The organism is Muricoccus vinaceus (assembly GCF_042433125.1).
GTDB lineage: Bacteria > Pseudomonadota > Alphaproteobacteria > Acetobacterales > Acetobacteraceae > Roseomonas > Roseomonas vinacea.
Genome location: NZ_JBHLVZ010000098.1, coordinates 81039 through 107949, shown reverse-complemented (window position 1 = coordinate 107949; position 26911 = coordinate 81039). Strand labels below are relative to the sequence as shown.

At 70.2% G+C, this 26911-nt stretch carries 19 protein-coding genes; 9 read left to right on the top strand and 10 right to left on the bottom strand.

The features are described 5' to 3' along the window. From bcsA to ACFFIC_RS27480, 3 genes are read right to left on the bottom strand one after another with little or no spacing between them, the layout of a single operon-like run. Positions 1 to 4608 carry a UDP-forming cellulose synthase catalytic subunit gene (gene bcsA, locus ACFFIC_RS27490; protein ID WP_377056457.1) on the bottom strand — a complete coding sequence of 1536 codons (4608 nt, stop codon included), beginning with the start codon at positions 4606 to 4608 and terminating at the stop codon, positions 1 to 3. A gap of 5 nt (positions 4609 to 4613) precedes the next feature. Continuing rightward, complete coding sequence (locus ACFFIC_RS27485) at positions 4614 to 5429, bottom strand: cellulose synthase operon protein YhjQ/BcsQ (RefSeq protein ID WP_377056455.1); 816 nt, start codon at positions 5427 to 5429, stop codon at positions 4614 to 4616. Beyond that, positions 5429 to 6043, bottom strand: a complete 615-nt coding sequence (locus ACFFIC_RS27480) for a hypothetical protein (RefSeq protein WP_377056453.1) — start codon at positions 6041 to 6043, stop codon at positions 5429 to 5431. Before ACFFIC_RS27480 ends, ACFFIC_RS27485 begins: the two co-directional genes overlap by 1 nt. Positions 6044 to 6244: 201 nt before the next feature. Here ACFFIC_RS27480 and ACFFIC_RS27475 point away from each other — a divergent pair, with 201 nt between their 5' ends. After that, positions 6245 to 6493: a hypothetical protein gene (locus ACFFIC_RS27475; RefSeq protein ID WP_377056451.1), complete on the top strand. Its 249-nt coding sequence runs from the start codon at positions 6245 to 6247 to the stop codon at positions 6491 to 6493. A 19-nt stretch (positions 6494 to 6512) separates the two neighbouring features. Here the strand turns inward: ACFFIC_RS27475 and ACFFIC_RS27470 are convergent, their stop codons facing one another. The 4 genes from ACFFIC_RS27470 to ACFFIC_RS27455 form a co-directional block, all read right to left on the bottom strand. Continuing rightward, on the bottom strand, positions 6513 to 8981 hold the full coding sequence (locus ACFFIC_RS27470; RefSeq protein ID WP_377056449.1) for a glycogen/starch/alpha-glucan phosphorylase: 2469 nt from the start codon (positions 8979 to 8981) through the stop codon (positions 6513 to 6515). A 97-nt stretch (positions 8982 to 9078) separates the two neighbouring features. Then, on the bottom strand, positions 9079 to 10539 hold the full coding sequence (glgA, locus tag ACFFIC_RS27465; protein WP_377056507.1) for a glycogen synthase GlgA: 1461 nt from the start codon (positions 10537 to 10539) through the stop codon (positions 9079 to 9081). Positions 10540 to 10585: 46 nt separating this feature from the next. After that, a complete protein-coding gene (gene glgC, locus ACFFIC_RS27460) occupies positions 10586 to 11854 on the bottom strand; it encodes a glucose-1-phosphate adenylyltransferase (protein ID WP_377056447.1) in 1269 nt (422 codons plus the stop codon). A 165-nt stretch (positions 11855 to 12019) separates the two neighbouring features. After that, entirely contained in the window at positions 12020 to 13681 is a 1662-nt protein-coding gene (locus ACFFIC_RS27455; RefSeq protein ID WP_377056445.1) for an ABC transporter substrate-binding protein, read from the bottom strand. Positions 13682 to 13879: 198 nt separating this feature from the next. Here ACFFIC_RS27455 and ACFFIC_RS27450 point away from each other — a divergent pair, with 198 nt between their 5' ends. From ACFFIC_RS27450 to ACFFIC_RS27425, 6 genes are all read left to right on the top strand, one after another. Then, complete coding sequence (locus tag ACFFIC_RS27450) at positions 13880 to 15514, top strand: ABC transporter substrate-binding protein (protein WP_377056443.1); 1635 nt, start codon at positions 13880 to 13882, stop codon at positions 15512 to 15514. After that, positions 15511 to 16563, top strand: coding sequence for an ABC transporter ATP-binding protein (locus ACFFIC_RS27445; RefSeq protein WP_377056441.1), 1053 nt, complete (start codon positions 15511 to 15513; stop codon positions 16561 to 16563). The genes ACFFIC_RS27450 and ACFFIC_RS27445 overlap by 4 nt, the downstream gene beginning before the upstream one ends. Further along, on the top strand, positions 16560 to 17534 hold the full coding sequence (locus ACFFIC_RS27440; RefSeq protein WP_377056439.1) for an ABC transporter ATP-binding protein: 975 nt from the start codon (positions 16560 to 16562) through the stop codon (positions 17532 to 17534). Before ACFFIC_RS27445 ends, ACFFIC_RS27440 begins: the two co-directional genes overlap by 4 nt. A gap of 13 nt (positions 17535 to 17547) precedes the next feature. Then, positions 17548 to 18501, top strand: coding sequence for an ABC transporter permease (locus tag ACFFIC_RS27435; RefSeq protein WP_377056437.1), 954 nt, complete (start codon positions 17548 to 17550; stop codon positions 18499 to 18501). Next, a complete protein-coding gene (locus ACFFIC_RS27430) occupies positions 18498 to 19412 on the top strand; it encodes an ABC transporter permease (protein ID WP_377056435.1) in 915 nt (304 codons plus the stop codon). The genes ACFFIC_RS27435 and ACFFIC_RS27430 overlap by 4 nt, the downstream gene beginning before the upstream one ends. 63 nt (positions 19413 to 19475) lie before the next feature. Then, a complete protein-coding gene (locus tag ACFFIC_RS27425) occupies positions 19476 to 21086 on the top strand; it encodes an ABC transporter substrate-binding protein (RefSeq protein ID WP_377056433.1) in 1611 nt (536 codons plus the stop codon). Positions 21087 to 21131: 45 nt separating this feature from the next. On the opposite strand, the gene ACFFIC_RS27420 is transcribed toward ACFFIC_RS27425, so the two are convergent. Further along, positions 21132 to 22730, bottom strand: a complete 1599-nt coding sequence (locus ACFFIC_RS27420; RefSeq protein ID WP_377056431.1) for a M20/M25/M40 family metallo-hydrolase — start codon at positions 22728 to 22730, stop codon at positions 21132 to 21134. 272 nt (positions 22731 to 23002) lie between these two features. Then, complete coding sequence (locus ACFFIC_RS27415) at positions 23003 to 23299, bottom strand: hypothetical protein (protein ID WP_377056429.1); 297 nt, start codon at positions 23297 to 23299, stop codon at positions 23003 to 23005. 198 nt (positions 23300 to 23497) lie between these two features. Here ACFFIC_RS27415 and ACFFIC_RS27410 point away from each other — a divergent pair, with 198 nt between their 5' ends. Further along, positions 23498 to 25267, top strand: a complete 1770-nt coding sequence (locus tag ACFFIC_RS27410) for a transglycosylase domain-containing protein (RefSeq protein WP_377056427.1) — start codon at positions 23498 to 23500, stop codon at positions 25265 to 25267. A gap of 37 nt (positions 25268 to 25304) precedes the next feature. After that, positions 25305 to 25886: a hypothetical protein gene (locus ACFFIC_RS27405; RefSeq protein ID WP_377056425.1), complete on the top strand. Its 582-nt coding sequence runs from the start codon at positions 25305 to 25307 to the stop codon at positions 25884 to 25886. A gap of 4 nt (positions 25887 to 25890) precedes the next feature. Here ACFFIC_RS27405 and lhpI read toward each other — a convergent pair whose 3' ends face one another. Then, positions 25891 to 26823 (bottom strand): bifunctional Delta(1)-pyrroline-2-carboxylate/Delta(1)-piperideine-2-carboxylate reductase, encoded by a 933-nt coding sequence (gene lhpI / locus ACFFIC_RS27400; RefSeq protein WP_377056505.1) that lies wholly within the window; start codon positions 26821 to 26823, stop codon positions 25891 to 25893. Positions 26824 to 26911 lie beyond the last annotated feature (88 nt).

The window sequence follows — 26911 nt, the reverse complement described above, 5'->3', positions numbered from 1 at the left end:
TCAGTGACCTTTCGGAGTTCTGGCGCGCAGCCGGACAGCGGCACGGCGGCGCAGGAGCCAGTAGAAGGGGAGGCCGAGCAGAAGCGCGCCTGCGACCATCATGGCCGCCACGCGCCAGGGGCTGCTGCCCAGCCAGATGTAAGGAAGCACCCAGAAGGGTGGGTTGCCGACGCTGTAGGTGGCGGCGGTGCGGTAGCCGGTGACGCGGCCCGCATTGACCACGACGAGGTCGCCCTGCACGCGGGCCGAGGTCTCGGGGTCGCGCAGCGCGCCGGTCAGGCCGGACAAGGCTGCGGGCGTTGCGCCCAGCAAGGCCACGACGGACTTGCCGGGCGTGAGGGGACTTTCTGTTGCGACGAGGACCGACACGCTCTCGCCCATCTCGGACAGCGCGGTGGAGGCGCGGGTCAGCTCCTCCGAGCCCGGCCGGTCCAGGAAAAGGGCTCGGATATCGGCCAGCGAATCGGGTGCGGCGACGGTCATGCGGTCGTTCTGAACCTGGACCGGGCTGTTCTTCAGCAGGGTTGCGGCCGCTGGCTGGCGCCCCAGCGTGCCCATGACCAGCAGGTCATGCGAGGCGGCCGTCTGGAGGCCGGCCGGGAACACCACCGTCAGCCCCGTGGCGGGCAAACCGACATTCGCCGCGAGCGCGCCGATCACATCCAGGAAGGCGCCGGCCTCCAGCGTGTTGGGCCGCTCCGGCAGCACCGCGGCCGTGCCGGACAGGTCCGCCATGCGGGTGAACGGAAAGCCCGAGGAGGCGAAGAAGTTCAGGCTCGGCAACCGCGCGTAGCGCCATGCACGGGACAGGTCGATCGTGCTCTCGGGGTCGATGCCGGCGCGGATGTCGCCCGGCACCGCCGTGCATTCACCGCGGTTCAACGGGCGCATGTCGAAGCGCATCTGCAGCTCCTCGCGCCCGAAGAGGAGGTAGGTGGGCACCATGGCCCGGCCGCTGCGGACCGCGGCATCGCCGGCGAGCCATCCGGTCAGGTGGTTGAGTGGCCAGATCCGCTCCCCGGAGCCGAGTGGGAAGGACTTCAGGAAGTTGTCGGACACCAGCACGTCGAGCCGCGAGGCCGCGACGTCCACCGCCTGACCGTTCGGGCCGCGGAAGCGGAGATCGGCGGGGATGCCGCGATCGGCCCAGGTGAGCAGGTCCGGCGCCGTGCGCAGCGGCACGCGGATGGTGCCAGGCGTGTAGCCATAGGCCTGCAGCTCGGAGCGATCGACCAGTGTGCCGACCTGCGCCGGACGATCCGGCGGCAGCCAGCGCGGGGCGTCATAGGGCGTGCGGGGCGGCAGGCTGGGCGGGGAAACCCGCGCCACCTCACCGCCCACGCCGCCGCGCCCCGCGGCGAGGGCGAGGGCCGCCTGCGCCACCTCGGCCTCCGACCGGCCGCCCAGCACCAGCAGCGTGCCGTAGGGGTCGGACGGATTGGCGATCATGGCCAGGGTCGGCCCCTCGAAACGGGGCAGGGTCAGGCCGGGCACGGCATCCGCGCCAGCGGCGATCACCAGCGCGTTGCCCTGGGCCGGCACGCTGCGGTCCACCGGGAAGGAGGCGCCGCGGTAGTCGGCCTGCACGGCGAACCAGGAGGCGGCGATCGCCGCTGCCCGCAGGCCTTGCGGGCCGGACTCGGCCGGGATGACCACCGGGAGGTTCAGCGCCCTGCGAAGCACGCGGCGGTCGAACAGGGGCTCGGGCAGGCGGGCCAGATCACGCTGCGGCGGCAGCCGCTCGATGGTGAGCGACAGGGTGGAGAGGTCGGAAATGTTGGCATAGAGCAGGCCGGAGAGCGGGTCGTTGCACTCCGTCGCGTAGCGGCCGGCGAAGCGGAAGTTCAGCCGGTTCACCTCCGAGAAGTTCAGCGGGTCGATGTCGAAGGAAAGCGGGCCGAAGGCCTGCCGCGCGGGATCGAGCGCGATGTTGCCGACGAACTGCTCGTTCAGGGTGACGGCGATCTGGCTGAGCGAGGGGATGAGGGCGGCGGAGGCGCCGCCCTGCACCGTCAGCCGCGCGCCGGTCACCACCTCGTCCCGCGACAGGCCGAAGAGAACACCCTGCAGGTCGGCGGTGCCGCGGAACTGCATGGGACCTGTCAGGCCCAGGTCGCGGAAGGTCAGCCGCGCCTCTCGCATGCTGCCGGCGGGCGCAGGCGCGGCGGCGGGCGCCACGAAGGCCGCCGGCGCCACGGCCGGCTCCTGGGTGAGGGACGCGGGCGGTGCGAGGGCCGGTAGCGCGGCCGGCACGGCCACCTGCGGCGCGGCCAGCGGCGGGGCGACCAGCTGAGCCGCGGGCTGCGCCGGACCGGACCGGGCCTGGCCGGCCCGCGGCATAGGCTGCGCCTGGGCCAGGCCCGGCAGCATCAAGGCCAGCAGCGCGATCGCCGCGGCGGTGGTTTCCTTGACGCGTTCCTGCGGCATGGCCGCCTGCGGCTTGGGCCGCACCACGTCGGATTTGCGGATCTGCTCCACGGGGACAGGCTTGCTCACGCGGCTCGGTGCTTTCGTCATCTTGAAGCGGTATTTCCGGAACACGGCGTCCTTGGTGGCCATCACCACGTCGCGCAGCGCGCGCAGCGGACGGTCCTGCGGCCACTGGTCCCAATGGACCCAGGCATCGGGCCGGCCGAAGAAGACGCGGACCATGGCGGCCTCATCCACCACGTTGTCGACATGGAAGCGCACGAAGGCTTCGCCTTCCTCCCAGTGGAGGAGGGTTGCGCGGACATCCACCGTTTCGCCGCCCAGGTCGAAGGCAACGGTGCAATGGTCGCCGTCAGCGATGCCCAGGGGGCGGTCCAGCAGGAAGCGGGCGCCCGACATGGAGATGTCGGAGGATCGCGCCGTCGCGCGGCGCCCGTCGGAGAAGACCAGCTCCGCCGGGAGGTTCACGTCCACCCGGGCGCGGTCGCGCATCTGCTCGCGCTCCAGCCCCACCGCCACGGCGGCGGAGACAGGGACGAGGCACAGCGTGGACCACAGGGTGTTGAGCAGATAGGCGTGGAACTCGGGCGAACCCGGCTCGGCCGCCAGCGTGCCGTAGATGCCGATGCTGACGCCGATCAGCAGCGCCCCCAGCAGGATCAGCGTAGGCAGCACGGCGCGCACGTCGAGATAGCCTTCTTCCAGCCGCCCTCCCTTGTCGGTGACGTTGAACTTGCCCTTGCGGGGATCCCACAGCGTCGCGAGCGTGACGAGGATCAGCGGCGCGGCCATGCAGGCCTCGTAGATCTCCGACCAGAAGGAGTGCCGGTTGCGGCCGTTCACGCGGGATGCGGTGCCGAAGGCGTGGAACATGTGGCTTCCGGCATAGGCGATGATCGCCAGCGGCGAGGCCGCGATGATGTTCTGACCGAAGAACAGGAAGGCCAGCGGCGAGGTGAGGAAGACGATGCGCGGCAGGGCGAAAAGGAAGGAGAAGCCGGCCGTGAAGTAGCAGAGCCGCTGCGCCCAGGTGAGGCCGGGGGCGAAGGGCGTGTTCTCCTGGCGCATGATCTGGATCATGCCGCGGGCCCAGCGCATGCGCTGGCCGATGTGGATGGCCAGCCGCTCGGTCGCGAGGCCGGCCGCGAGCGGCAGGCGGATATAGGCGGTGTGCCAGCCCTTCTGCTGCATGCGCAGCGAGCAGTGGCAGTCCTCCGTCACCGTCTCGTGCGGGACGCCGCCGACTTCCATCAGGGCCTCGCGCCGGATCAGGGCGCAGGAACCGCAGAAGAAGGCCGCGTTCCAGAGGTCGTTGCCGGGCTGGATGGCGCCGTAGAACAGCAGCCCCTCGTTCGGCACGGGCCGGCTGCGGGCCAGGTTCCGCTCGAAGGGGTCGGGCGAGTAGAAGTAGTGCGGCGTCTGCACCATGGAGAGGCGCTTGTCGCGCACCAGCCAGCCGGCGGTCATCTGCAGAAAAGCGCGCGTCGGGGCGTGGTCGCAGTCGAAGATCGCGACGTACTCGCCGTCGGTGTGCTTCAGCGCGTGGTTGATGTTGCCGGCCTTGGCGCCCTTGTTGTCCGGGCGGATGATGTAGCCGCAGCCCACCTCCTCGCAGAAGGTGCGGAATTCCGGGCGGCGCCCGTCATCCAGCACATAGACGTTCAGCTTGTCGCGCGGCCAGTCGATGTTCATGCAGGCCAGCACCGTCGGCCGCACGATGTCCAGGCTCTCGTTGTAGGAGGGGACATAGACATCCACGCTCGGCCACTCCGCGGGGTCGCGCGGCAGGGCGGTGGGCTTGCGGTTCAGCGGATAGGTGAGCTGCACGTAGGACAGGAACAGCAGCGCGCCCGCGTAGCATTCCGCGGCGAACAGGCCGAGGGACAGGAAGCCCTGAACGAAGCTCTCGAACTCCAGCGTTTCCGTGAGGCGCCACCAGAGGTAGCGCGATGTGATGGCGAAAGAGAGCAGCACCAGCAGCACCGTGGCTCGGCGTGACTTGGAGCGGTTGATGAGCAGGAAGGTCGCGATGCCCAGCAAGGTGAGCACCGCCTGCTGCTCGCCGCTCAGTGGCACCGTGATGACGAAAAGCGTGGCGAGCGCGCCGAGCAGGATGCTGCCGATCCGCAGGATGCGCCCCGACAGCGGCAGGCGTTCGGAGGTGGCGGTCAATCGCATGGCCGTCATCGGCGCAGCCCCCATTGATGCAGCACGGATTGGGTGGCCCCGTTGGGCCGCGGTAAGCTAAGGCGGCCGAGCACGGCCTCCGCCAGCATGGAGAGGTCTTCGGCGGCACGGTCGGCAGCGACCTCGACCGGCAGGCGGCGGTCGGCCAGCGCTTCGGCCACGGCCGGATCGCGCGCGACGACGCCAAGCAGCCGCGGCCCGAGCGCATCGTGGGCCATGTCGAGCACGGCCGCCGAGAGGGGCTGGTCCAGGTCGACCTGGTTCAGCACCATGGCCGCGCGCTCGGCCACGCGTGCGGCCATGGTGCCGCGCCCGAGAAAGCGGCCATCCGCCACCTGTGGGATCAGGGAGGCGCTGCCGCCATCGGCCAGCAGCACAACCACCGCGAGGTCGAGCAGCGGCAGGAGGGCGGAAAGCGCGGGCGAAGGCCCGGGCGGCGTGTCCACCACCACGATGCGGCGCGGGTCGGTCAGCATCTCCCTCACAGGGTCCGCCAGCACCTCCGGGTGGTCCATCAACAGGCGCGACAGATCCAGCGCCTGACGAGGCTCCATGCTGCCATGGGGAAGAATGCCGAGGCCGTAAGAGGTATGGCGTAGGGAGGCATGCCAAGCGCCACTGCGAGGGAGGCCGGAGGCGAAGCCGTCCTCGTCGCGGATCGACAGGCCGAGATGCATGCGGAGCGCGTTCTGCGGATCGAGGTCGAGCCCGATCACGTCGTGCCCGCGCGCGGCCAGAAGGGCGGCGACATTGGCGGCGATCGTGGTTTTCCCCACGCCACCCTTGGGTGAGACAAAGGCGACAAGCGGCATCAGCTTTCCCCCGCCGGCCGAGCCCGGCGGCGCAGGCGAAGGCGCGGCGGGGCGGGCGGTGGTTGGGATGGAGGGGGTTCCGGAGCCACGGGCGCGGCATGGGGCATGGTGACAGGCCGGGGAGGAACGATCTCCGCAGCAACCTCGTCCAGCAGGGCAAAGCGGCGTGCCGGGTGGGATGGGGCGGGCGGGGCGGCCCTGACGGCCGGGAAGCCGGAGTCTCCCGCCGCCGGCCCAGGGGAAGGCTGCCGGGAATCGACCCGACGAAGAATCGGCGGAGCAGCGACGCGCGGCACCGCCTGGGGCGCCGGCGATGGCGCTGGCTCGGGCGGCAGGGAAGCGGCGGGCAGGGGTGTTCGCAGCCGGACCGGGTTGAGGAAGGTGACCTGCGCCGGCGGCATGGGCGAGGGCTCCGCCAGCCCGACGGCCGGAGCGGGCAGGAAGGGCTCGGGCGCCTCCGCCTGAACGGCGGCGACCTCTGGCTCCGGTACCTTCTGCGCCTCGGCGAGGAGAGCAGATCGTGTCGGCTCTTCTATCCTGACGGGAGGATAGCGACGGTAAGCGAAGCTCCGCAGGCCACAGGCGTGCAGGAGGCGGTCGATGGTCTCATCCACGCGCGAGTGCACCTCTGCTTTTTCCACGTTGGGTTGAGTTTATCAGCCGAAATGGAAACTGAATAGAAAGATCACGCATCCGAGATCGAAACTATCGAGTGTGACCAAAGAGAATCAATATATCTATATCGTAATGTTACGAAATCGAAAACAATATGGTAGGGGTGTCTCCGCAGAGTGCGATGGGGACAGGATCAAGGCATGGACCAAGAGGCGATGCGGAGGGCCATGGCTGCCGCTGTCCGCACCGTCCTGGAGGAAGGTGTGCGCAAGGCGGAGGATCCCGTCGCCTTTCTTCGCACGGCGTCTCGGGAGGTCCGGGAACTCGTCGCGATGTTTGAGCGGACCGGCGGCCAGTCCTCCATTCCAGGTGGCGCGGCGATCCGGGCCATGCTGGCGGAAGAGGTCGAGGCCATCGCGGCCGAGATGATCCGCCGGCTGCACCATTAGGAGCGGCCGGCGGCGCGGATCAGTCGGCCCTTACGCCCCAGATGTCGGACGCGTACTCACGGATCGTCCTGTCGGAGGAGAACCAGCCGACATGGGCGGTGTTCAGCACCGCCGCGCGCCACCAGGAGTCCGGCTGTGCCCAGCGTGCGGCGACATCCCGTTGCCGCGCGTTGTAGGAATCGAAGTCGGCGGTCACGAGATAGCGGTCATTGTCCAGCAGACCTTCCACCAGCCCGCGGTAGCGGTCGGGCTCACCGGGGGAGAAGACGCCCGAGGAGATGGCGTCGAGTGCCCCGCGCAGCTCCGGGGAGGCCGCCGCCGCCGCGCGGGCGTCGTGCCCGTGGCGCTTGCGCGCCGCGACCTCGGCGGCGGTCAGCCCGAAGATGAAGATTTCGTCCCGGCCCACGCGCTCGTCGATCTCGACATTGGCGCCGTCCAGCGTGCCGATGGTCAGCGCGCCGTTCAGAGCCAGCTTCATGTTGCCGGTGCCCGACGCCTCGAGCCCGGCGGTCGAGATCTGCTCCGACAGGTCGGCGGCGGGAATGATCGCCTCGGCCAGGCTGACGTTGTAGTTCGGGATGAAGGCGACCTTGAGCATGTCGCCCACCGTGGGGTCGTCGTTGATGACGGCCGCAACGTCGTTGGCCAGGCGGATGATGAGCTTCGCCTGGTGATAGCTGGGCGCCGCCTTGCCCGCGAGGATCTTCACGCGCGGCACCCAGGTACCGGTCGGCCGGGCGCGCATGGCGTTGTAGAGCGCAACCGTCTCCACGATGTTCAGAAGCTGGCGCTTGTATTCGTGGATGCGCTTGATCTGGACATCGAACAGGGCATCGGGGTCCACCTTCAGCCCGATCCGGGAGGCGATCAGTCCGGTCAACCGCTCCTTCGCGACACGTCGCTGGGCGGCGAAGCGCTCGCGGAAGGCGGCGTCCGACGCCAGCGGAGCCAGCGCTTCCAGCCTGTTCGGGTCGTCCAGCACCGAAGGGCCCACCGCATCCACCAGCAGCCGCGTCAGCGCGGGATTGGCGCGGTGCAGCCAACGCCGGAAGGTGATGCCGTTGGTCTTGTTGGTGATGCGATCGCCGCAGACCTGGTTGAGGTCGGCGAAGACCGTGTCGCGCATCAGCTGCGTGTGCAGCGCCGAGACGCCGTTGATCCGGTGCGAGCCGACAAAGGCCAGATGGCCCATGCGGACCCGGCGGCCATGGCTTTCGTCGATCAGCGAAACCGAGGACAGCAGGCCGTCGCGCGCCCCTTCCTGCCGCGCCTGGTCGAGGTGCCGCGCGTTGATGAGGTAGATGAGCTGCATGTGCCGGGGGAGCACGCGCTCCATCATCGGCACGGCCCAGGTTTCCAGCGCCTCGGGCAGAAGGGTGTGGTTGGTGTAGGAGAAAACGGCCTGGGTGATCGCCCAGGCGGTATCCCAGGCGAGGCCGTGAACGTCGATCAGAAGCCGCATCAGCTCGGGCACGCCGATCGCGGGATGCGTGTCGTTGAGTTGGACGGCCACCTGGTCGGCCAGGTTCGACAGGTCCGGGAAGCGGGAGAGGTGGCGGCGGATGATGTCCTGGAGCGAGGCGGAGGCGAAGAAGTATTCCTGCCGCAGGCGCAGCTCCTGCCCCGCCTCGGTCTCGTCGCCCGGATACAGGACGCGGGAAATGGCCTCGGCCCGCATTCTGGCGGACTGGGCGCCCACATGGTCGCCGCGGTTGAAGTCGCTGAGGTGCAGCGGATCCGTCGCCCTCGCGGACCAGAGCCGGAGCGTGTTGATGCGCTTGCCGCGCCAGCCGACCACGGGCGTGTCGTAGGCGAGGGCGTTCACGATTTCCCCGGCATGCCAGACCATGCGGGTGGAGCCGTCGGCCGCAACCTCCGGCCGCACATGGCCACCGAAGTTCACCTCATAGACCAGGCCGGACCGCTCGAATTCCCAGGGGTTGCCCAGGGCCAGCCAGTCCTCAGGCACCTCGTGCTGGACGCCGCCCGCGATGATCTGGCGAAACAGCCCGTTCTCGTAGCGGATGCCATAGCCATAGGCCGGCACGTCCACGCTGGCCATGCTTTCCATGAAGCAGGCGGCCAGCCGGCCCAGGCCGCCATTGCCCAGCGCCGCGTCGGCCTCCTGGCCGGCCACGGCGTCAAGGTCCACGCCAAGGCCATCCAGCGCCCGCCGCGCCGTCTCGGTCAGGCCGAGATTGCCGAGCGCGTCGGACAAGAGGCGGCCGATCAGGAACTCCATGGACAGGTAGCAGACGCCCTTGCGGCCCTCGGCCCTGGTTTCGTCGTTGGAGCGGCGCCAGGAATCCACCACATGGTCTCGCGCGGCCAGGGCGGTTGCCACGAACCAGTCCCGTGGGCTGGCGCGTTCCGGCCGCCCGCCGACGTTGTAAACCAGCTTGTCGACGATGGCCCGGCGAAAGGCCTTGACCTCCGCCTCGTCCGGGGCGTCGGTCCGCAGGACCGCGGGCGGGAGACTGTCGTTCATGGGCCGTCCTGTGAGGGAGGGTTCCGTCCCGGAGGACTCGGGCGGAGTGTGGCGCCGTCGCGTTATGGAAGGGTTTCCCTTCACGGAGGGGTGAGCGTCAAGGCACTCCGTTCGTCCGGCTCATGGCGCTGACATCTTTATACAGAGCCACATACCGCTTAACAGAACGCGCCCAGCCCACCGGCGCATGCATGGCATTGGCCTGGCTTCGCTTCCAGGATGCCTGGTCTGCCCAGAGGGCGGCGAGCCGCGCCAGCGCCGTCTCCAGGGCCGGTGCGGTGGCCGGTGCGAATTGCAGCCCGGTCGCGACCCCCGCGGCCAGGGCCGCCTCGTTCGCGTCGATCACCGTATCCGCCAGCCCGCCCACACGCGCCACCACCGGCAGGGCGCCGTAGCGCAGGGCGCAGAGCTGGGTCAGCCCACAGGGCTCGAAGCGGGAGGGCACGAGGAGCGCGTCGCAACCGCCCTGGATCAGGTGGGCCAATGCCTCATCATAGCCGATCCGCACGGCCACGCGGCCCGGATGGGCTGCCGAGGCCGCCAGGAAGCCTTGCTCCAGCGCAGGCTCCCCCGCGCCCAGCAACGCGAGGTCCATCCCATGCGAGAGAAGCGCGGGCAGGGCCTGCAACAGGAGGTCCATGCCCTTTTGTCCGGTCAGGCGGGTCACGACGCCCACCACCAGCCCGTCCGGCCTTGCGGCCAGTCCGATGCGGTCGCGCAGAGCCGCGCGGTTCGCCTCGCGGCCTTCCGGCCGCGTGGCGTCGAACACCGCTGCGAGGTGCGGATCATGGGCCGGGTTCCAGTCCTCCTCGTCGATGCCGTTGAGGATGCCGCTCAGCACCCCGGCCCGGGAGCGGAGCAGGCCGTCCAGCCCCTGGCCTTCCGCCGGGGTGGCGATCTCGCGGGCATAGGTCGGGGAAACGGTGGTGAGGCGGTCCGAAAGCCGCAGCCCGGCCTTCAGGGCGCCGATGCCGCCGAAGAACTCCACGCCGTCGATGTCGAAGGCCCTGGGCGGCAGGCGAAGCCCGGACAGGAGAGAGGCGGGCGCCCAGCCCTGGAAGGCCAGGTTGTGGACCGTGAAGACCGTGCCGGGGCGGGGCTGCGCGCCATAATGCAGATAGGCCGGCGCCAAGCCCGCCTGCCAGTCATGGGCGTGCACGGCATCGGGCCGCCAGTCCGCCAGGGCGCCGCGGCCGATTTCCGCCGCGGTCCAGCAGAGGGCGGCGAAGCGCTGCGGGTTATCGGGCCAGTCCCGGCCCCACTGGTCGTTGTAGGGGCCACCCGGCCGGTCGAAGAGGTGTGGCGCCTCCAGCAACAGCAGGTCCAGCCCCGCCGCCTGCGCCGCCAGCACACGGGCGTGGCCGCCGAACAGGTCGTCGAACTCATGAACAGGGGTGGCGCCCGGCACCTTCGCCAGAACCCCGGGGTAGCCGGGGAGCAGCGTCCGCACCGCGACTCCCTCGGCGCGGAGCGCGGCGGGCAGCGCGCCCACGACGTCGGCCAGCCCGCCGGTCTTGACCAGGGGAAAGCATTCCGAGGCCACGGAAAGCACGCGCAGGGTGGGGGTTTCCGGTCCCATCAGCGATACCTTTCCCAGGCTGGCCTCAGCCCTTGAGCGCGTCGATCATGGATTGGGTGATCAGGCAGACCCCACCGGGCGAGCGCCGGAACCGCCTGGCATCCTCCTCCGGGTCCTCGCCGACGATCAGTCCTTCCGGCAAGGCGACGCCGCTGTCCACCACCACCTTCCGCAGCCGCGAATGGCGTCCGACCACCACCCCGGGCAGCAGCACGGCGCCCTCCACCTCCCCATAGGAGCGCACCCGCACGCCGGTGAAGAGCAGCGAGCGCCGGACCCGCGAGCCCGAGACGATGCAGCCGCCCGACACGAGGGAGTCCACCGCCATGCCGCGCCGGCCATCGTCGTCCAGCACGAACTTGGCCGGTGGCGTCACCTCGCCATTGGTCCAGATGGGCCAGTCATGGTCGTAGATGTCGAGGGAGGGAACCACGTCCGTCAGGTCGATGTTGGCCTGCCAGAAGGCGTCCACCGTGCCCACGTCCCGCCAATACGCCTCGGCCTCGGCGCCCGACCGGACGCAGGATTCCTCGAAGCGGTGGGCCACGGCGGCGCCGCGCGCGACCATGGCCGGGATGATGTCCTTGCCGAAGTCCCGGCTTGACCCCGGCGTGGCCGCATCGCGCCGCAGTTCCTCCGCCAGCAGCTTCATCTCGAAAACATAGATGCCCATCGAGGCCAGGGCGGTGTCGGGGCGTCCGGGAATGGAGGGCGGGTCCGCCGGCTTCTCCAGGAAGGAGATGATGCGGTCCGATTCGTCCACGTGCATCACGCCGAAGGCGCTCGCCTCCATCCGGGGCACCTCGATGCAGGCAACGGTGACATCCGCCCCCGAGGACACGTGGCGCTGGAGCATCACCTCGTAATCCATCTTGTAGACGTGGTCCCCGGCCAGGATGACCATGTAGCGGGGGCCGTAGCTCTCGATGATGTCCAGGTTCTGGAACACGGCGTCGGCCGTGCCCGAATACCACTCCGTCTCGGACACGCGCTGGCTGGCGGGCAGGATGTCGAAGCTCTCGTTCCGCTCCGGCCGCAGGAAGTTCCAGCCCCGCTGCATGTGGCGGATCAGGCTGTGCGCCTTGTACTGGGTGGCGACGCCGATCCGGCGGATGCCCGAGTTGATGGCGTTGGACAGGGCGAAGTCGATGATCCGGGACTTGGCGCCGAAGAACACGGCGGGCTTGGCCCGGCGGTCCGTCAGCTCCATCAGCCGAGAGCCGCGGCCGCCCGCCAGCACATAAGCCATGGCGGAACGCGCGAGGGGCGCGGCGTGCACCGGGCTTTTTGCCATGCGTCGAACGTCTCCCCCTGTTCTGGGAGCGATTATGGCAGCTTCCCGGGGGGCGGGAACGGGGGGCGGGCGGACACGGCCGCGCGATCCGGTGATTTTGCAACGAAGGCGGGCCGCCCCCCGAAAGGGAGCGGCCCGTCCAAGCCCGGCCGAAGGGGGGCCGGCTCAGTCCATCGACATGGTGGCGATGTCGATGAACCAGCTCCGGGGCTGCACCACGCCCTTGATCCGGGCGGAAAGGGCGCGCGGCCCGACGTCGTGCGCCACCCAGAGGAAGGGCGCCTCCTCCACGATCCGGGCGTGCAGCTTCGCCAGCGCGGCATCGCGGCCGGCCGCGTCGAAGGTGGTGCGGGCGGCCGTGATGATCTGGTCGAACTCGGGGTTGGAGAAGTAGCCCCAGTTGTTCGAGACCGGCGGCTGGGCCGCGGTGGAGACGAAGCGGACCATGGCGAAGAAAGGATCCATGGCGGCGAAGCTGACATTGGTGGCGTTGGTGCCGCGGGCATTCGGGCTGCGCGCGCCCTCGCGCCAGTTGTTGAACACCGCGTTCCACTCGCCGACCTCGAGCTGCACGTCGAAGTAGCAGGCGCGCAGCGCCTCCTGCAGGAACTCATTCATGGTGAGCGGCTGCATCTGGCCGGAACCGGAGGCGGAGGTGAGCACCTTCACCGACAGGCGGCGCTGCGGGCCGAAGCCGGCCTCGCGCATCAGGCGCTGCGCCTCGGCCAGATCGTAGCGGATGCGGAAGCTCGGGTTGCCCCACCAGGGATGGCCTGGGGCCACGGTGCCCTGCGGCACCTCCATCAGGCCCGAGAGAAGCGTCTTCAGCTCCGAGCGGTCCACGCAGAGGTTGGCGGCGTGGCGGACGCGGCGGTCCAGCCAGGGCGAACCCTCGGCGAAGGAGAACTGCCAGGGCCAGACATGCGGCTGGGCGTTCTGGTACACGCGGAACCCGCGCGAGGTGATCTGCTGCACCGAATCCGGTGCGGGCGCCTCGATCCAGTCCACCTGGTTGCCCAGCAGGGCAGCGGTGCGGGTGTTGGCCTCGGGAATGGGGAGCAGCACCACGCGGTCAATCCTGGGGCGGCGTGCCGGGTCCCAGTAACTGCGGTTGGCGACCATCTCGAAGCGCTCGCGCGGGACCAGGCGGGTGCCGCGGAAGGGGCCGGTGCCCGAGGGATCGCCCGCGAAGGCGGCCCAGGCCTGGTTCGCCCGCTGACGCGGATCGGTCACCCCGGCCGGCACGGCGGCGAGCTTGGCGGCCCAATGGGTGGGCGAGACGATGAAGAGGTTGGTCAGGTTGATCGGCAGGAAGCTGTCGGGCTCGCTCGTGACCAGCTCCACCTCGGTGTCCGAGATGGCGCGGGCGGAGCGGAGCGTCGGCATGCGGCTGGCCGTCACGCCCACCTGGGAGGCGTCGTAGTGGGGTGCGGACTGGTCCAGCACCTTCTGGACGTTCCACACCACGGCGGCCGCGTTGAAGGGGCTGCCGTCGTGGAAACGCACGCCCTCGCGCAGCTTGAAGCGCCACTTGGTCGGATCGGCCGGGTCGGCGGCCCATTCGGTGGCAAGGCCGGGGATGATCACCGAGGGTTTGTCGGCGCTGGACAGGTCCCAGTTCACCAGGGCGTCGAACATGGGGATGCCGGTGAAGCGGTTGCCCTCGAAGCCCTGGTCGGGCTGGCCGAGGGTGCGGGGGATGTCGGCCGCGGTCATGCCGATCCGCAGCACCTTTTCCTGCGCGCTGGCCGGGCCGGTGCCGAGGGGAGACAGTGCGGCGATCAAGGCGCCGGCCATCAGCCAGGCCCGTCGATTGGTTTTCCTCATGCGTGCTCCCCCTTGGTTGTCGACGCGACGGACTTTGGCAAATTCGGTGCCAAGGGCAAACATCCGTGAAGGAGGGAGGGCACGCGCCGCCGCGGCTTGGCTCCCGGCCGCGAGGACAGGAATGGCATGGGGATTGCTGTTCCGGCGGGAGAAGATTTCCCGCGGCTCGCGGGATGGGGCGCTTGGGGGAGATTTGCCATGGGGACGAGCCGACGGGCGCTGCTGGGTGCCGGCCTTGCGGTCGCCGCCCTGCCTGCTGCCCTGCCCTGGGACATGGCGATGGCCCAGGCCCCCGCGGGCAAGGGCGGCACGCTGCGGATCGGCATGACGGCCGCGGCCGTGCCGCTGCCCAATGGCCAGACCGACCAGGGCGGCGAGGGTCAGCGCTTCATGGCCTATACCGTCTTCGACAGCCTTGTCTTCTGGGACCTGTCCCGGTCGGACGCGCCGTCGCGCCTGATGCCGAACCTGGCGACGGAGTGGAAGGCCGATCCGGCGGACAGCCGGCGCTGGCTGTTCACCATCCGCGAGGGGGTGCGCTTCCACGACGGCAGCGTCTTCGACGCTCATGCGGCGCAGTGGAACTTCGAGAAGCTGCTCGATTCCTCCGCGCCCCATTTTGATCCGCGCCAGGCGGCCCAGGGGCGGTCCCGCATCCCGAGCGTGGCGAAGGCGACGGCGCTGGACGCGCGCACGCTGGAGATCCGCACCACCGAGGTGGACGCGCTGCTGCCCTACGGCATCGCGTGGATCGTCATGTCCTCCCCCGCGCAGTGGGAGAAGGTGGGGCGGTCCTGGGACGCCTTCCTGTCCTCGCCCTCGGGCACCGGCCCCTTCCGGATGGCGGAGTACAGCCAGCGCGAGCGGGGCGTCATGGTGGCCAATCCCGACTACTGGAACCCGGCGCGGCGGCCGAGGCTGGAGCGGCTGGTGCTGCTGCCCCTGCCGGAGTCCAACACGCGGGTGGCGGCGCTGCGGGCCGGCCAAGTGGACTGGATCGAGGCGCCGGCGCCGGACGTGACGGCGAGTCTGCGGGCCGCGCGGTTCAGCATCGTCACCAACGAGTACCCGCACAACTGGGTCTGGCACCTGGACCTCACCTCGCCGGGGTCGATCTGGCGGGATGTCAGGGTGCGGCGGGCGGCGAACCTGGCGGTGGACCGGGACGGCATCGCGGGGATGATGGACGGCCAGATGCTGCCGGGCGTGGGGCTTCTGACGCCGAGCTCCCCCTGGTTCGGCAATCCCTCCTTCAGGATCCGGCACGACCCAGCGGAGGCGCGGAAGCTGTTGGCGGAGGCCGGGATCGGGCCGCGCAGCCCCGTGCGAACGAAGGTGATGATTCCTGGCTCGGGCTCCGGCATGATGCAGCCGCTGCCGATGAACGAGGCGATCCAGGAGAACCTGCGCGAGGTCGGCATTGTTGTCGAGTTCGAGGTGATGGAGTGGAACGCATTGGTGAACGCCTGGCGCGCCGGCTCGCGCGATCCGCTCTCGCGCGGGGTGCACGCGCTGAACTACTCCTATTTCAGCCAGGACCCCTTCACCGCCCTTATCCGCCACGTCGATTCCGCGCTTGTCGCGCCGCGTGGCACCAATTGGGGCCACACGAAGGACGCCGAACTGGACGCGGTTTGCAAGGGTTTGCGCGAGACCTTCGAGCCCTCGGCCCAGGACGTGCTGATGACGCGCGGTCACCAGCGCATCGTGGACGAGGCGATGTTTCTTTTCGTGGCCCATGACCTGAACGCGCGGGCCATGTCGCCCAGGGTGCGCGGCTTCGTGCAGGCGCGGAACTGGTTCCAGGACTTCGGCACGGTGTCGGTGGCATGATGCAAACGGAAACCTCACTCGCTCCCCTGCCGGATGTGGGTGGGCCCGCCCAGCCGCTGCTGACGGTGCGCGGGCTGACCAAGCACTTCCCGCTGAAAACCGGCTTCCTGGGCCGCGGCGCCGGCGTGGTGCGCGCCGTGGACGACCTGAACTTCGAGGTCCTCAAGGGTGAGACCCTGGGGATCGTCGGCGAGTCCGGCTGCGGCAAGTCCACCACCTCCCGCCTCATCATGGCGCTGATGGCGCCGACATCCGGCGAGGTGGTTTTCGACGGCCGCACCGTGGGCAGCCGCGAGATGCCGCTGAAGGAATACCGCCGCCAGGTGCAGATGGTGTTCCAGGACAGCTACGCCTCGCTCAACCCGCGCCTGACCATTGAGGAGTCGATCGCCTTCGCGCCGCAGGTCCACGGCCTGTCGCGCGGCGATTCCCGCGCCCGCGCGCGGGACCTGCTGGCCGCCGTCGGCCTCAATCCCGACCAGTTCGCCCGCCGCTACCCGCACGAGCTTTCGGGCGGCCAGCGCCAGCGGATCAACATCGCACGCGCCCTGGCGCTCCGCCCGCGCCTCGTGCTGCTGGACGAGCCGGTCTCCGCCCTCGACAAGTCGGTGGAGGCGCAGGTGCTGAACCTGCTGCAGGACCTGAAGGGGCAGTTCGGCCTCACCTATGTCTTCATCTCCCACGACCTGAACGTGGTGCAGTACATGTCGGACCGTGTTCTGGTGATGTATCTGGGCCGCGTGGCGGAGGTCGGGCCGGTGGAGGCGATCTATGCCGGTGCTGCCCATCCCTATACCGCGGCGCTCCTGGCCAGCCGCCCCTCCATGGACCCGGACCTGCGCCGCACGGAGCCGCCCCTGGTGGGCGATCCGCCCAACCCGATCAACCCGCCCGCGGGCTGCCGTTTCCACACCCGCTGCAACTTCGCCGAGCCCGTCTGCTCCACCGTGGTGCCGCCGCTGCACGCGGCCCCCGGGGGTCAGCGGGCCGCCTGCCTGATGGTGGTGCCCGGCAACGGCCACAGTCGCGCCCCGAGGATCGCCGCATGACGGAACCCCTTGTCCGAGTCCGCGACCTGGAGGTCCGCTTCGTCACGCGCGATGCCACCGTCCACGCCGTGAACGGCGTGTCCTTCGACCTCGCGGAACGTGAATCCCTCTGCATCCTCGGCGAGAGCGGGTCCGGCAAGTCGGTCACGCTGCGCGCCCTGATGGGCCTGAACCCGCCGCGGCGCACGAAGCTTTCGGGCGCCGTGCGGGTGGGGGGGCACGATATCATCGCGGCCTCCGAGCGGCGGATGGCCGATATCCGCGGCAGCACCGTTTCCATGATCTTCCAGGAACCGATGACGGCCCTGGACCCGGTTTTCACCATCGGCCGCCAGATCGCCGAAACGGTGATGCGGCACGAAGGCCTGAGCCGGGCCGCCGCGGATGCCCGGGCGCTGGAGCTGCTGGAGCTGGTGCAGATCCCCTCCGCCAAGCGCCGCCTCGCGGCCTATCCGCACGAGCTGTCCGGCGGGCTGCGCCAGCGCGCCATGATCGCCATCGCGCTGTCCTGCCGCCCGAAGCTGCTCCTGGCGGATGAGCCCACGACGGCGCTGGACGCCACCGTGCAGATCCAGATCCTGCTGCTGCTGCGACGGTTGCAGCAGGAGATGGGCATGGGCGTGATCTTCGTGACCCACGACCTCGGCGTCGCCGGGGAGATCGCGGACCGCGTCGCCGTGATGTACGCCGGCAAGTTCATCGAGGAGGGGCCGGTGCGCGGCCTCATGCGCGGTCCCCTGCACCCTTATGCGCAGGGCCTACTGGGCGCCACCGTACATTCGGGGATGCGCGGGGAGCGGCTGACCACCATCCCCGGCGCGCCGCCCAACCTGGAGCGCGTTCCCAAGGGCTGCGCCTTCGCCCCGCGCTGCGCCTTCGTGGAGGAAGCCTGCCTGCCCGAGGTGCCCGCCTTCCGCGGCCCCGTTCCCGGCCATGCCGCGCGCTGCGTGCGCGTGCCGCAAGCCGCCTGAGCCGGAGGAACCCATGCTTCTCTATCTCGTCCGCCGCGTGCTCTACGCCATTCCCATCGCGCTGGCCGTGGGGCTGGTCTGCTTCATGCTGGTGCAGATTGCGCCGGGAGACCCCATCAACGCCATCGTCCCCGCCGACGCCCCGCAGGAGGTGGTGGAGCAGGTGCGCCGCGACTACGGGCTGGACAAGCCGCTGCCGGTGCAGTTCGGCCTCTGGCTGATGAAGGTGGTGCAGGGCGATCTCGGCCGCTCCCTGGCCACGGGCCGCCCGGTCACGGCGGACCTCGTTTCCGCCGTGGGCAACACCCTCACCCTCGCGCTCGTCGCGGCCGGGATCGGCTTTGTCATGGGAAGCCTGCTCGGCACCGTCGCGGCGGTGTTCCGCGGCAGCCTGCTGGACAAGGCGGCGATCGGGCTCGCCGCGGCCGGCGTCTCGGTGCCGCACTACTGGCTGGGCATGGTGCTGGTGGTGCTGTTCAGCGTCACCTTGAACTGGCTGCCCGCCATGGGGGCCGGCCCCGGCGGCTCCGGCGCCTGGGCCTGGGACTGGGAACACGCAAAGTTCCTCGTGCTGCCGGCCGTCACCCTGTCGGTCATTCCCATGGGCATCGTCACGCGCACCGTGCGCGGTGTGGTGGCGGAACTGCTGAACCAGGACTTCGTGACCACCCTGCGCGGCAAGGGGCTGCGCCGCGGCGGGATCGCGCTGCACGTGCTGAAGAACGCCGCCCCTTCGGTGCTGGCCGTGATGGGGCTGCAGCTCGGCTACCTCATGGGCGGCTCCATCCTGGTGGAAACGGTGTTCTCCTGGCCCGGCACCGGCTTTCTCCTGAACAGCGCCATCTTCCAGCGCGACCTGCCGGTGCTGCAGGGCACGATCCTGGTGCTGGCGATCTTCTTCGTGGCGCTCAACCTTGTGGTGGACCTGGTCCAGACCGCCCTCGACCCCCGGATCCGTCGCGCATGAGCACCACCACCGTTGCCAACCCCGCCCCCGCCGGCATTGCCGTGCCGCAGCCCGCCCCCCCGGTCAGCCGCGGCTACTGGCAGGGCGTGGCGCGGCGCCTCTCGCGCGATCCCGTCACGCTGTTCTTCGGGTTCATCCTGCTGCTGATGGCGCTGGCCATCCTCTTCGCGCCCTGGCTCTCTCCGCACGATCCCTACCAGACCAGCATGATCCGCCGCCTGCGCCCGATCGGCTTCCAGGACTGGCGCTATCCTCTCGGCACGGACGAGTTGGGCCGCGACATGCTGACGCGCCTTCTCCATGGCGGGCGCTTGTCCTGGTTCCTGGGCATCACGCCCGTGCTGATCGCCTTCGCAATCGGCGGCACGCTCGGCGTGCTCGCGGGGTTCGCGGGCGGATGGGTCAATATGCTGATCATGCGCGTGACGGACGTTTTCTACGCCTTTCCCTCCGTGCTGCTGGCCGTCGCCATTTCCGGGGCCCTGGGGCCGGGCATCTCCAATGCCATGCTGTCGCTGACCCTGGTGTTCATCCCCCAGATCATCCGCGTGGCGGAAAGCACCACCACCTCCGTCCGCAACCTCGACTACGTGGAATCGGCGCGGGCCAGCGGCGCGGGTGCCTTCACCATCGTGCGCGCCCATGTGCTGCCCAACGTGCTCGGCCCGATTTTCGTCTACGCCACGAGCCTGATCAGCGTCTCGATGATCCTGGCCTCGGGCCTCTCCTTCCTGGGCCTCGGCACCAAGCCACCGGAGCCGGAATGGGGGCTGATGCTGAACACGCTGCGCACGGCGATCTACAGCCAGCCGCTGATCGCCATGCTGCCCGGCGTATGCATCTTCCTGACCAGCATGTGCTTCAACATGGTCAGCGACGGGCTGCGCTCCGCCATGGATGTGCGGGGGTAAAGCGGGAAGGGCACGGCACGCAGGTTGCTACGCGCATCCGGAACAAACACCGGAGCCCCAAGCATGACCCTGTCGCGCCGCGCCCTGCTGGGCGCAACCGGCCTCGCCACCCTGCCTTGCGGCCTGATCATTCCCGAGGCGCAGGCCCAGGCCGAACGGGTGCTGCGCTACGGCATCTCGATGTCCGACATTCCGTTGACGGCGGGGCAGCCGGACCGCGGCGCCGGCGCCTATCAGTTCACCGGCCACACCATCTATGACCCTCTCGTCGCCTGGGAAATGGACGTGGCGGACCGTCCGGGGAAGCTGGTGCCCGGCCTCGCCATCTCCTGGGAGGCCGATCCGGCGGACCGCAGGCGCTGGACGCTGAAGCTGCGCCAGGGTGTCACCTTCCATGACGGCTCCGCCTTTGACGCCGATGCCGTGATCTGGAACTTCGAAAAGGTCATGAACGCCCAGGCGCCGCATTTCGACCAGCGCCAGGCGGCGCAGGTCCGCCCGCGCCTGCCCTCGCTCGCCGCCTGGCGGAAGCTGGACGCGATGACGGTGGAGCTGACCACCAAGGCCGTGGACAGTCTTTTCCCCTACCAGCTCCTCTGGTTCCTTGTGTCCTCCCCGGCGCAGTTCGAGAAGCTGGGCCGCTCCTGGGATCGCTTCGCCGCCGAGCCCTCGGGCACCGGCCCTTTCAGGTTGGCCCGCCTCGTTCCGCGTGAGCGTGCCGAGCTGGTGAAGAACACCGCTTACTGGAACCCGGCGCGGATGCCGAAGGTGGATCGCGTCGTGCTGGTCTGCGCCCCCGATGCCGTCACGCGCAGCAACGCGCTGCTGTCAGGCCAGGTGGACCTGATCGAGACCCCGGCGCTCGACATGGTGCCGCAGCTCAAGGTCGCCGGGAACCGGGTGGTGGAGAACGTCACCCCCCATGTCTGGAACTATCACCTCTCGATGCTGGAGGGTTCGCCCTGGCGCGACCTGCGGCTGCGGCAGGCGGCGAACCTCGCGATCAACCGGGACGACATCGTTTCCCTGCTCGGCGGCTTGGCCAAGCCCGCCACCGGCGTGGTGGACCCGGCATCGCCCTGGTACGGCAACCCCTCCTTCAAGGTGCGCCACGACCCCGCGGAGGCGCGGCGGCTGGTGCAGGCCGCCGGCTTTTCCCCGCGCAACCCGCTGAAGACGAAGTTCCTGATCGCCACGGGCGGTTCCGGGCAGATGCTGTCCATGCCGATGAACGAGTTCATCCAGCAGTCCTGGAAGGAGGTCGGCATCGAGGTCGAGTTCCAGCCGGTGGAGCTGGAGGTGCTCTACACGGCATGGCGCAACGGTGCGGCCCATGACTCCATGCGCGGCATCACCGCCAACAACGTCGCCTATGTCACCTCCGACCCGCTCTACGCCCTTGTTCGCTTCTTCCACTCGAAGCAGGTGGCGCCGGTCGGGGTGAACTGGTCGCACTACGGCGACCCCGAAACGGACAAGCTGATCGATCAGGCCATGCAGTCCTTCGACCCGGCAGAGCAGGACCGGCTGATGGCCCGCGTGCACGAGCGCGTGGTGGATCAGGCGCTGCTGGTCTTCGTGGTGCACGACACCAACCCGCACGTCCTCGGCCGGGGCGTGCGCCACTACACCCAGGCGCAGCACTGGTTCCAGGACCTGACCACGCTCGCCTGAACGGGGTTCGGACGGGCGCGGGGCCGTTGCCCCGCGCCCGTCCGCTCAGATCGGCTCGCCCGCGCCCGTGCCGTGGTGCGGCGTCGGGAAGGTCCATTCCGCGCCGCGCGGTGTGGAAATGTATTCCGGCCAGCGCAGGTCCACCGGTGGGTCGAAGGCGGCGGGCAGCAGCGGTCCCACCCAATCCGTGCCACCCACGCCGCCGCCCGTGCGCTCCCGGAACTCCGCCTGCGCGGTCTCCAGCGCACCGGGTTTGGTCGCGAGATCCACCATCGTCAGTGCCATGGTCCGGGCCGCCACGAACATGCCGGGGTCGACGGCCGCCGGCAGCCCGCCGAGCGCGAGATAGGCCCAGTTCGGATAGGCATAGCCGGGGGAGGGTGCCCGGAGCCGCGGCCGCGCCGCCAGCAGCCGCACCGTCGGGCAGTGCCAGGAATACTCCACGTAGTCGTCGGCGCTCAGATGCGTCTGCCATCCCGCCAGCGTGCGGCGCAGCCCGGCATCGTTGTCCGCCGGCGTCGTCAGGGTCGTCACACCGGGGATGAAGGGGTTCTCCATCGGCTCCAGCCCGAGGTTCCGCTGGATGTCGCGTGCGAAGCCCAGCGCTTCCTCGTTGTAGCGCGGCGCGCCGACGGCCTGGAGGTTGGCCCAGGTCAGATCCGTCAGCGCCGTGTTGGGCAGGCCCACGCGCGTCTTCGTCACCCAGCGCACGAAGGCGCGGCACCCCGTGGCCATGGCCGCCGATTTCGCGTTGTTGGCCAGCACGCGCCAGATCTGCTCTTGGATCGCGAGCGACGAGGAGCGCCAGGAATACTGGATCTGGCTGAAGCGGGGCGCGAGGTTGTCCGATGTTGCCCCGGCATCGCCGAGCACGTATTCGTTCAGCGTCCAGGAGCCGCTGTGCGGGAACATCGCCTCCTTCGTGTACTTGGTCGTGGTGTACATCAGGCACATGGCGTCGAGCGCGCCCGGGCTGCGCGCGACGGCATGCGCCGCCTGGGTCGGCATCAGGGACGGATCCACCCAGGTTTCCGGGCTCTCCGCTTCGAAGGTGATCACCGCGCTCCAGTAGGCGCCGAAGTGGATGTCGCCGGTCACGGTGTTGCTTGGCCAGGGATGCCAGACCACCGCGGCGTCCAGACCATCGAAATAGCCTTTGGCCGCGTGGATGGGCTTGGAGCCGCAGACCTTTTCCGCGGGCTCGCCGAACAGCTTCAGCGTGGCGCGGACGCCGTGCTGCTCGAAGGCGGCCTTGGTGCCGAGCATGGCAGCCAGAGCCGCGGTGCCAAGCACCGAATGCGGGTCCGTGTGCCCGGCGGCATAGGGATGCAGCCCCTCGCGCGGGGCAGGGTAGGGCACCACCTGCTGCGAGTTGCCGGGAACGGCGTCGTATTCGGAGAAGCCGGCCAGCACCGGCCCGCCATTGCCCCAGCGTGCGGCGAAGGCGGTGGGCATGCCGCCCGACCCTTCCTCCACCGTGAAGCCCTCCTCGCGAAGGATCTCGGCATAGGCCTGGGCCGAGCGATACTCGCGCCATGCCGGTTCGGCGTGCTCCCAGATGCGCGCGCAGAAAGCCGAAAGTCGCGCCTCGTTTTGCGCGATCCAGTCCAGCGCGGATTGTCGGATGATGTTGGGATCGGTCATCGTGGCGGCACGGCTCCTTTCGGCAGGCCCCGGGCGGGGCGGCGCGAGGGTAGGGCGGAGCGGGCGCGCAGTGAATGAGGCCAGGTGAATGAGGCCCCGCGAGCGAGACATGATGGGACACGGGCCGCTCACCCGGCGCAGCGCGCCTCCGCGATCCGGCATCCTCCGCTACGCCCGGGGCGGGCGCATGATGTTGCGGGCTGGTGATGCGCATCCTCGCGCGTCCCCACCAGCCCAGGGCTGCGTGACCGCGTGGGTGCCAGATGGATGGCTCAGAAGGAACCCGGTGCGACCGCACGCCGCTGCCCAGCGAATCGCCACGCCTCCACCTGTGGCGCTCTGCCGGCACCCGGCCCGGCCCCGCCCGGCCGCGTGCGCGGCGGGGGCATGCCTGTCACGGCGGTCACGTTGGCGATGCCCATGCCCACCGCGCGGCCGGCGCAGCGTGTCAGGCGGAGTTGCGGGTTGATGCGGTTCTGCGCGTGCTTGGCGGACTGGGCGCCGCTCTCGGCCGCGGCAAGGGCGTGTGGCAGGAACACCCCCGGTTTGGCGCACAGGAAGGGTGCCACAGGGTGTTCCAGGGGTGACCCGCGCAGTTCGGGTTCCTTCCTGCGGCTCCTGCCCGTCCCCGTGCGGGAAAGGGAGGCGTGTGCTACGGTGCCTTAGCCATGCCACGGGCTCCGACCGCAACCATCCCGCGCACCGGTCCATCGAGACGCGCGCGCCCCGCGGCGGCCGCTCCCGAGCCGCGCTCCCCGCCTCCCGCCATGCCCTCCGCGGTCAGGGCGAGACGGAGAATTGCCCGCCGGATCGCGGCCTGGACCCTGATTGCAGGGGTTTGGGGCAGCCTGGCCCTCGGCCTTGTGCTCCTGGTCTTCGCCTGGGACCTGCCGCGCCCGGAGACCGCGCTGGAGGCGACCCGTCGCCCTTCGGTGACCCTTGAATCCGCCGACGGCCGGCTGCTCTCCACCAGCGGCGACCTGTACGGAGAAACGGTGCGCCTGCGCGACTTGCCGCTCCATGTCCCGACCGCCCTGCTCTCCATCGAGGACCGGCGCTTTCGTGCCCATTTCGGCCTGGACCCACTCGGCCTGCTGCGGGCCGCCTGGGTGAACATCACCACCGGCCGGGTGGCGCAGGGCGGGTCTACGCTGACGCAGCAGTTGGCCAAGAACCTCTTCCTGACGCCCGAGCGCTCCCTCCGGCGCAAGGTGCAGGAAGCCATGCTCGCCCTGTGGCTGGAGAGCCGCTTCACCAAGGACCAACTGCTCGAGATCTATCTCAACCGCGTTTACCTCGGCGCCGGCGCCTACGGGGTGGATGCCGCGGCGCGGCTTTATTTCGGTGTGCCGGCACGGCGGCTGTCGGTGTGGCAGGCGGCGGTGCTGGCCGGCCTGCCACGCGCGCCCTCCCGCCTCAACCCCCGTGCCAACCCCGAGGCAGCGGCGCGGCGCGGCGCGGAGGTGCTGCGCGCCATGGCCGCGAACGGCGCGCTGACCGAGGCCCAGGCCGCGTCGGAGGCCGAGCGCATCGCCTTCCCCCCGCGTCCCTCGCGCGACTCCGGTTGGTTCGCCGACTGGGTGAACGACGATCTCGCCTCCCGCTTCCCCGGCTCCGCCGACCTCACGCTTCGCACCACGCTCGACCTGCGCACCCAGGCGCTGGTTGAGCAGAGGCTGGAGGCGTTGCTGGCCGGGCCGGGGGCCGCCGCCGATGCGGGGCAGGGCGCCGTGGTGGTGATGGATGCGGCCACGGGTGCCGTGCGCGCCATGGCCGGCGGGCGGGACTACCGCCGCGGACCCTTCAACCGGGCGGTTTCGGCCCGCCGCCAGCCGGGATCAGTGTTCAAGCCCTTTGTCTACCTGGCCGCGCTGGAGCACGGCCTGTCCCCGGATTCCACCGTCTCCGATGCGCCGCTCACCCTTGGCCGCTGGTCTCCGGGTAACGGCGCCTGGCGTCCGCGCGGTGACCTGCCGCTGGAGGATGCGCTGGCCCACAGCGTCAACACCGCGGCCGTGCGCGTGCTGGCCCGCGCGGGTGGGGCGCGGGAAGCGGCGGCCGTTGCCCGCCGCCTCGGCCTCGCCGGCCCCTTCCCGAACGATGCCACCATTGCCCTGGGCACCGGGGAGGCCAGCCTGCTGGAACTGACCGCCGCCTATGCGGCCTTCGCCAATGGCGGGATGCGGGTGGCGCCGCACGGCATCGCCGCTGCCCGCGCGGAAGGTCGCCCCATTTCGCCGAACCTCCCGGCGCCGGCGCGCGCCGTGCAGCCCACCGATGCCGCCGCGATCCGCCACATGCTGGAAGCCGTGGTCTCCCGCGGCTCCGGCCGCGCGGCGGGCGTCCCGGGCCGAGCGGCCGCGGGCAAGACAGGCACCACCCAGGATTTCCGGGATGCCTGGTTCGTCGGCTTCTCCGGGAACACGGTGATCGGCATATGGCTTGGCAACGACGACGCGACCCCTATGGATGATGTCCGCGGCGGCACCCTCCCGGCGCGCCTGTTCCACGACATCCTTGAAGGACTGCCCCGATGACGACGCGCCATCCCCTCATCGCCCGGCACGCCTCCTGATGGCTGGAAGCGCGAGCCCGCCCCTTGGCAAGTCCGCCGGTGCCTCGGTGAGCGAGCAGGCCATGGCCCTGCTGATGCGCCCGGTTCGGCATGCCGTTAACAACCTGTCCATGGTGATGAACGCGAACCTTGATGCCGCCGCGCCCCACCTCCCGGAGGGGGAGCGGGTGACGCGGCAGGTGTTGCGCGCGCGGGAAGCCGCCGTTTCCTACGACACTCTTGTGCGCGGCTTCCTTGCCCTCGGGCGGGAGGAAGGGGTGAAGGGGGCCATCTCCACACGCTTCATGCAGGAGGTGATGCCCTTGCTGGCCATGGCCGCGGGTGGGCCTCTGGAATTGCAGACCCAGGGGCCGCCGGTCCTGGTGGAGCGACGCTCCCCCAGCCTGGAAGCGGCCCTTGTCCTGGCCGCCTCAGGGGCCACGGCCCTGCCCGCCGGCCCGCTCCCGCCCCTGCGCCTTGAGGGCAGGCGGATCGGCATGGGCTGGCGCTTGCCGCCGGAGGCCGGGGCCGCGCTGGAGGCGCTGGGCGCCAGGGTCGAGGCGGAGGGGGAGGGCGCCGTCATCGAACTGCCCGCGGGCTGAGTTCTTATTGCCTCGCCTCCCCTTCCGTCGCGCCCTCATAGGCGAGGATAGCGGCGGCGAGGTCCTCTCCAGCCCAGCCAACCGACTTGAACACCGTTACCTCCGCCACGCCGCGCCGGCCCGGATGATTGCCGCGCACGAGGTCTGTCAGGGTCGCCGCGATATGCTCCGGCCCGAAGGCGCCTTCCGCTACGGCCTGAACCACGTCGCCGGCCTCGGCCAGCGCGCCCGGCCGGGTGTCCACCACAAGGGTCGCGCGGGCGAGCAACGCGGCATCCGCCTCGCGCATGTCCGGTCGGAAGGCGCCGACGAGGTCCACATGCGTGCCCGGCCGGATGGCCTCGCCCCGCACCAGCGGCATGCGGGAGAGGGTGGCGGCCGAGACGATGTCGGCGTCCGAGGGATCGGGATCCTCCGTCACCCGCGCGGCCATCCCTGCGGCGCGCAACCGGGCCACCAGGGCGCCGGCCCGCGCAGGGTCGCGCGACCAGACCGCGATATCCTCGATGGGGAAAGCCGCCACATAAGCGGAGGCGAGCGCGTGCGCCACCTTCCCGCTTCCCAGAAGCAGCAGGCGCCGGCTGTCCGGCCGCGCCAGGTGCCGCGCCGCCAGCACGCTGGCTGCAGCGGTGCGCCGGTCCGTCAGCGCGCCCCCGTCCAGCAGCGCCAGGGGCGCACCCGTGGGAGCGTCCGACAGGAGATAGGTGGCATGGACGGCCGGGGCGTGGCCGGGGGCCACGTGCACGATCTTCACGCCGGTGTAGCGCCCGGCCTGCCAAGCTGGCATCAGTAGAAGGCTGTTGCGCTCAGCCCCTTCGGCCCAGGCATGGGCATGGCGCAGCGGCGCCTCGCAGCCGGTTCGGAACATGGTGCCGAGGGCATCCATGAGCGATCGCCAGGGAAGCAGGCTTTCCACCTGGGCGTGATCGAGATGCAGCAGGCATGGCCTCCCTTGCCGATGGTGTGCGGCGGTCCAGCCTCCGGCACGGGGATTGCAGCATGCTCCCGGTGGCCAACGCGACACC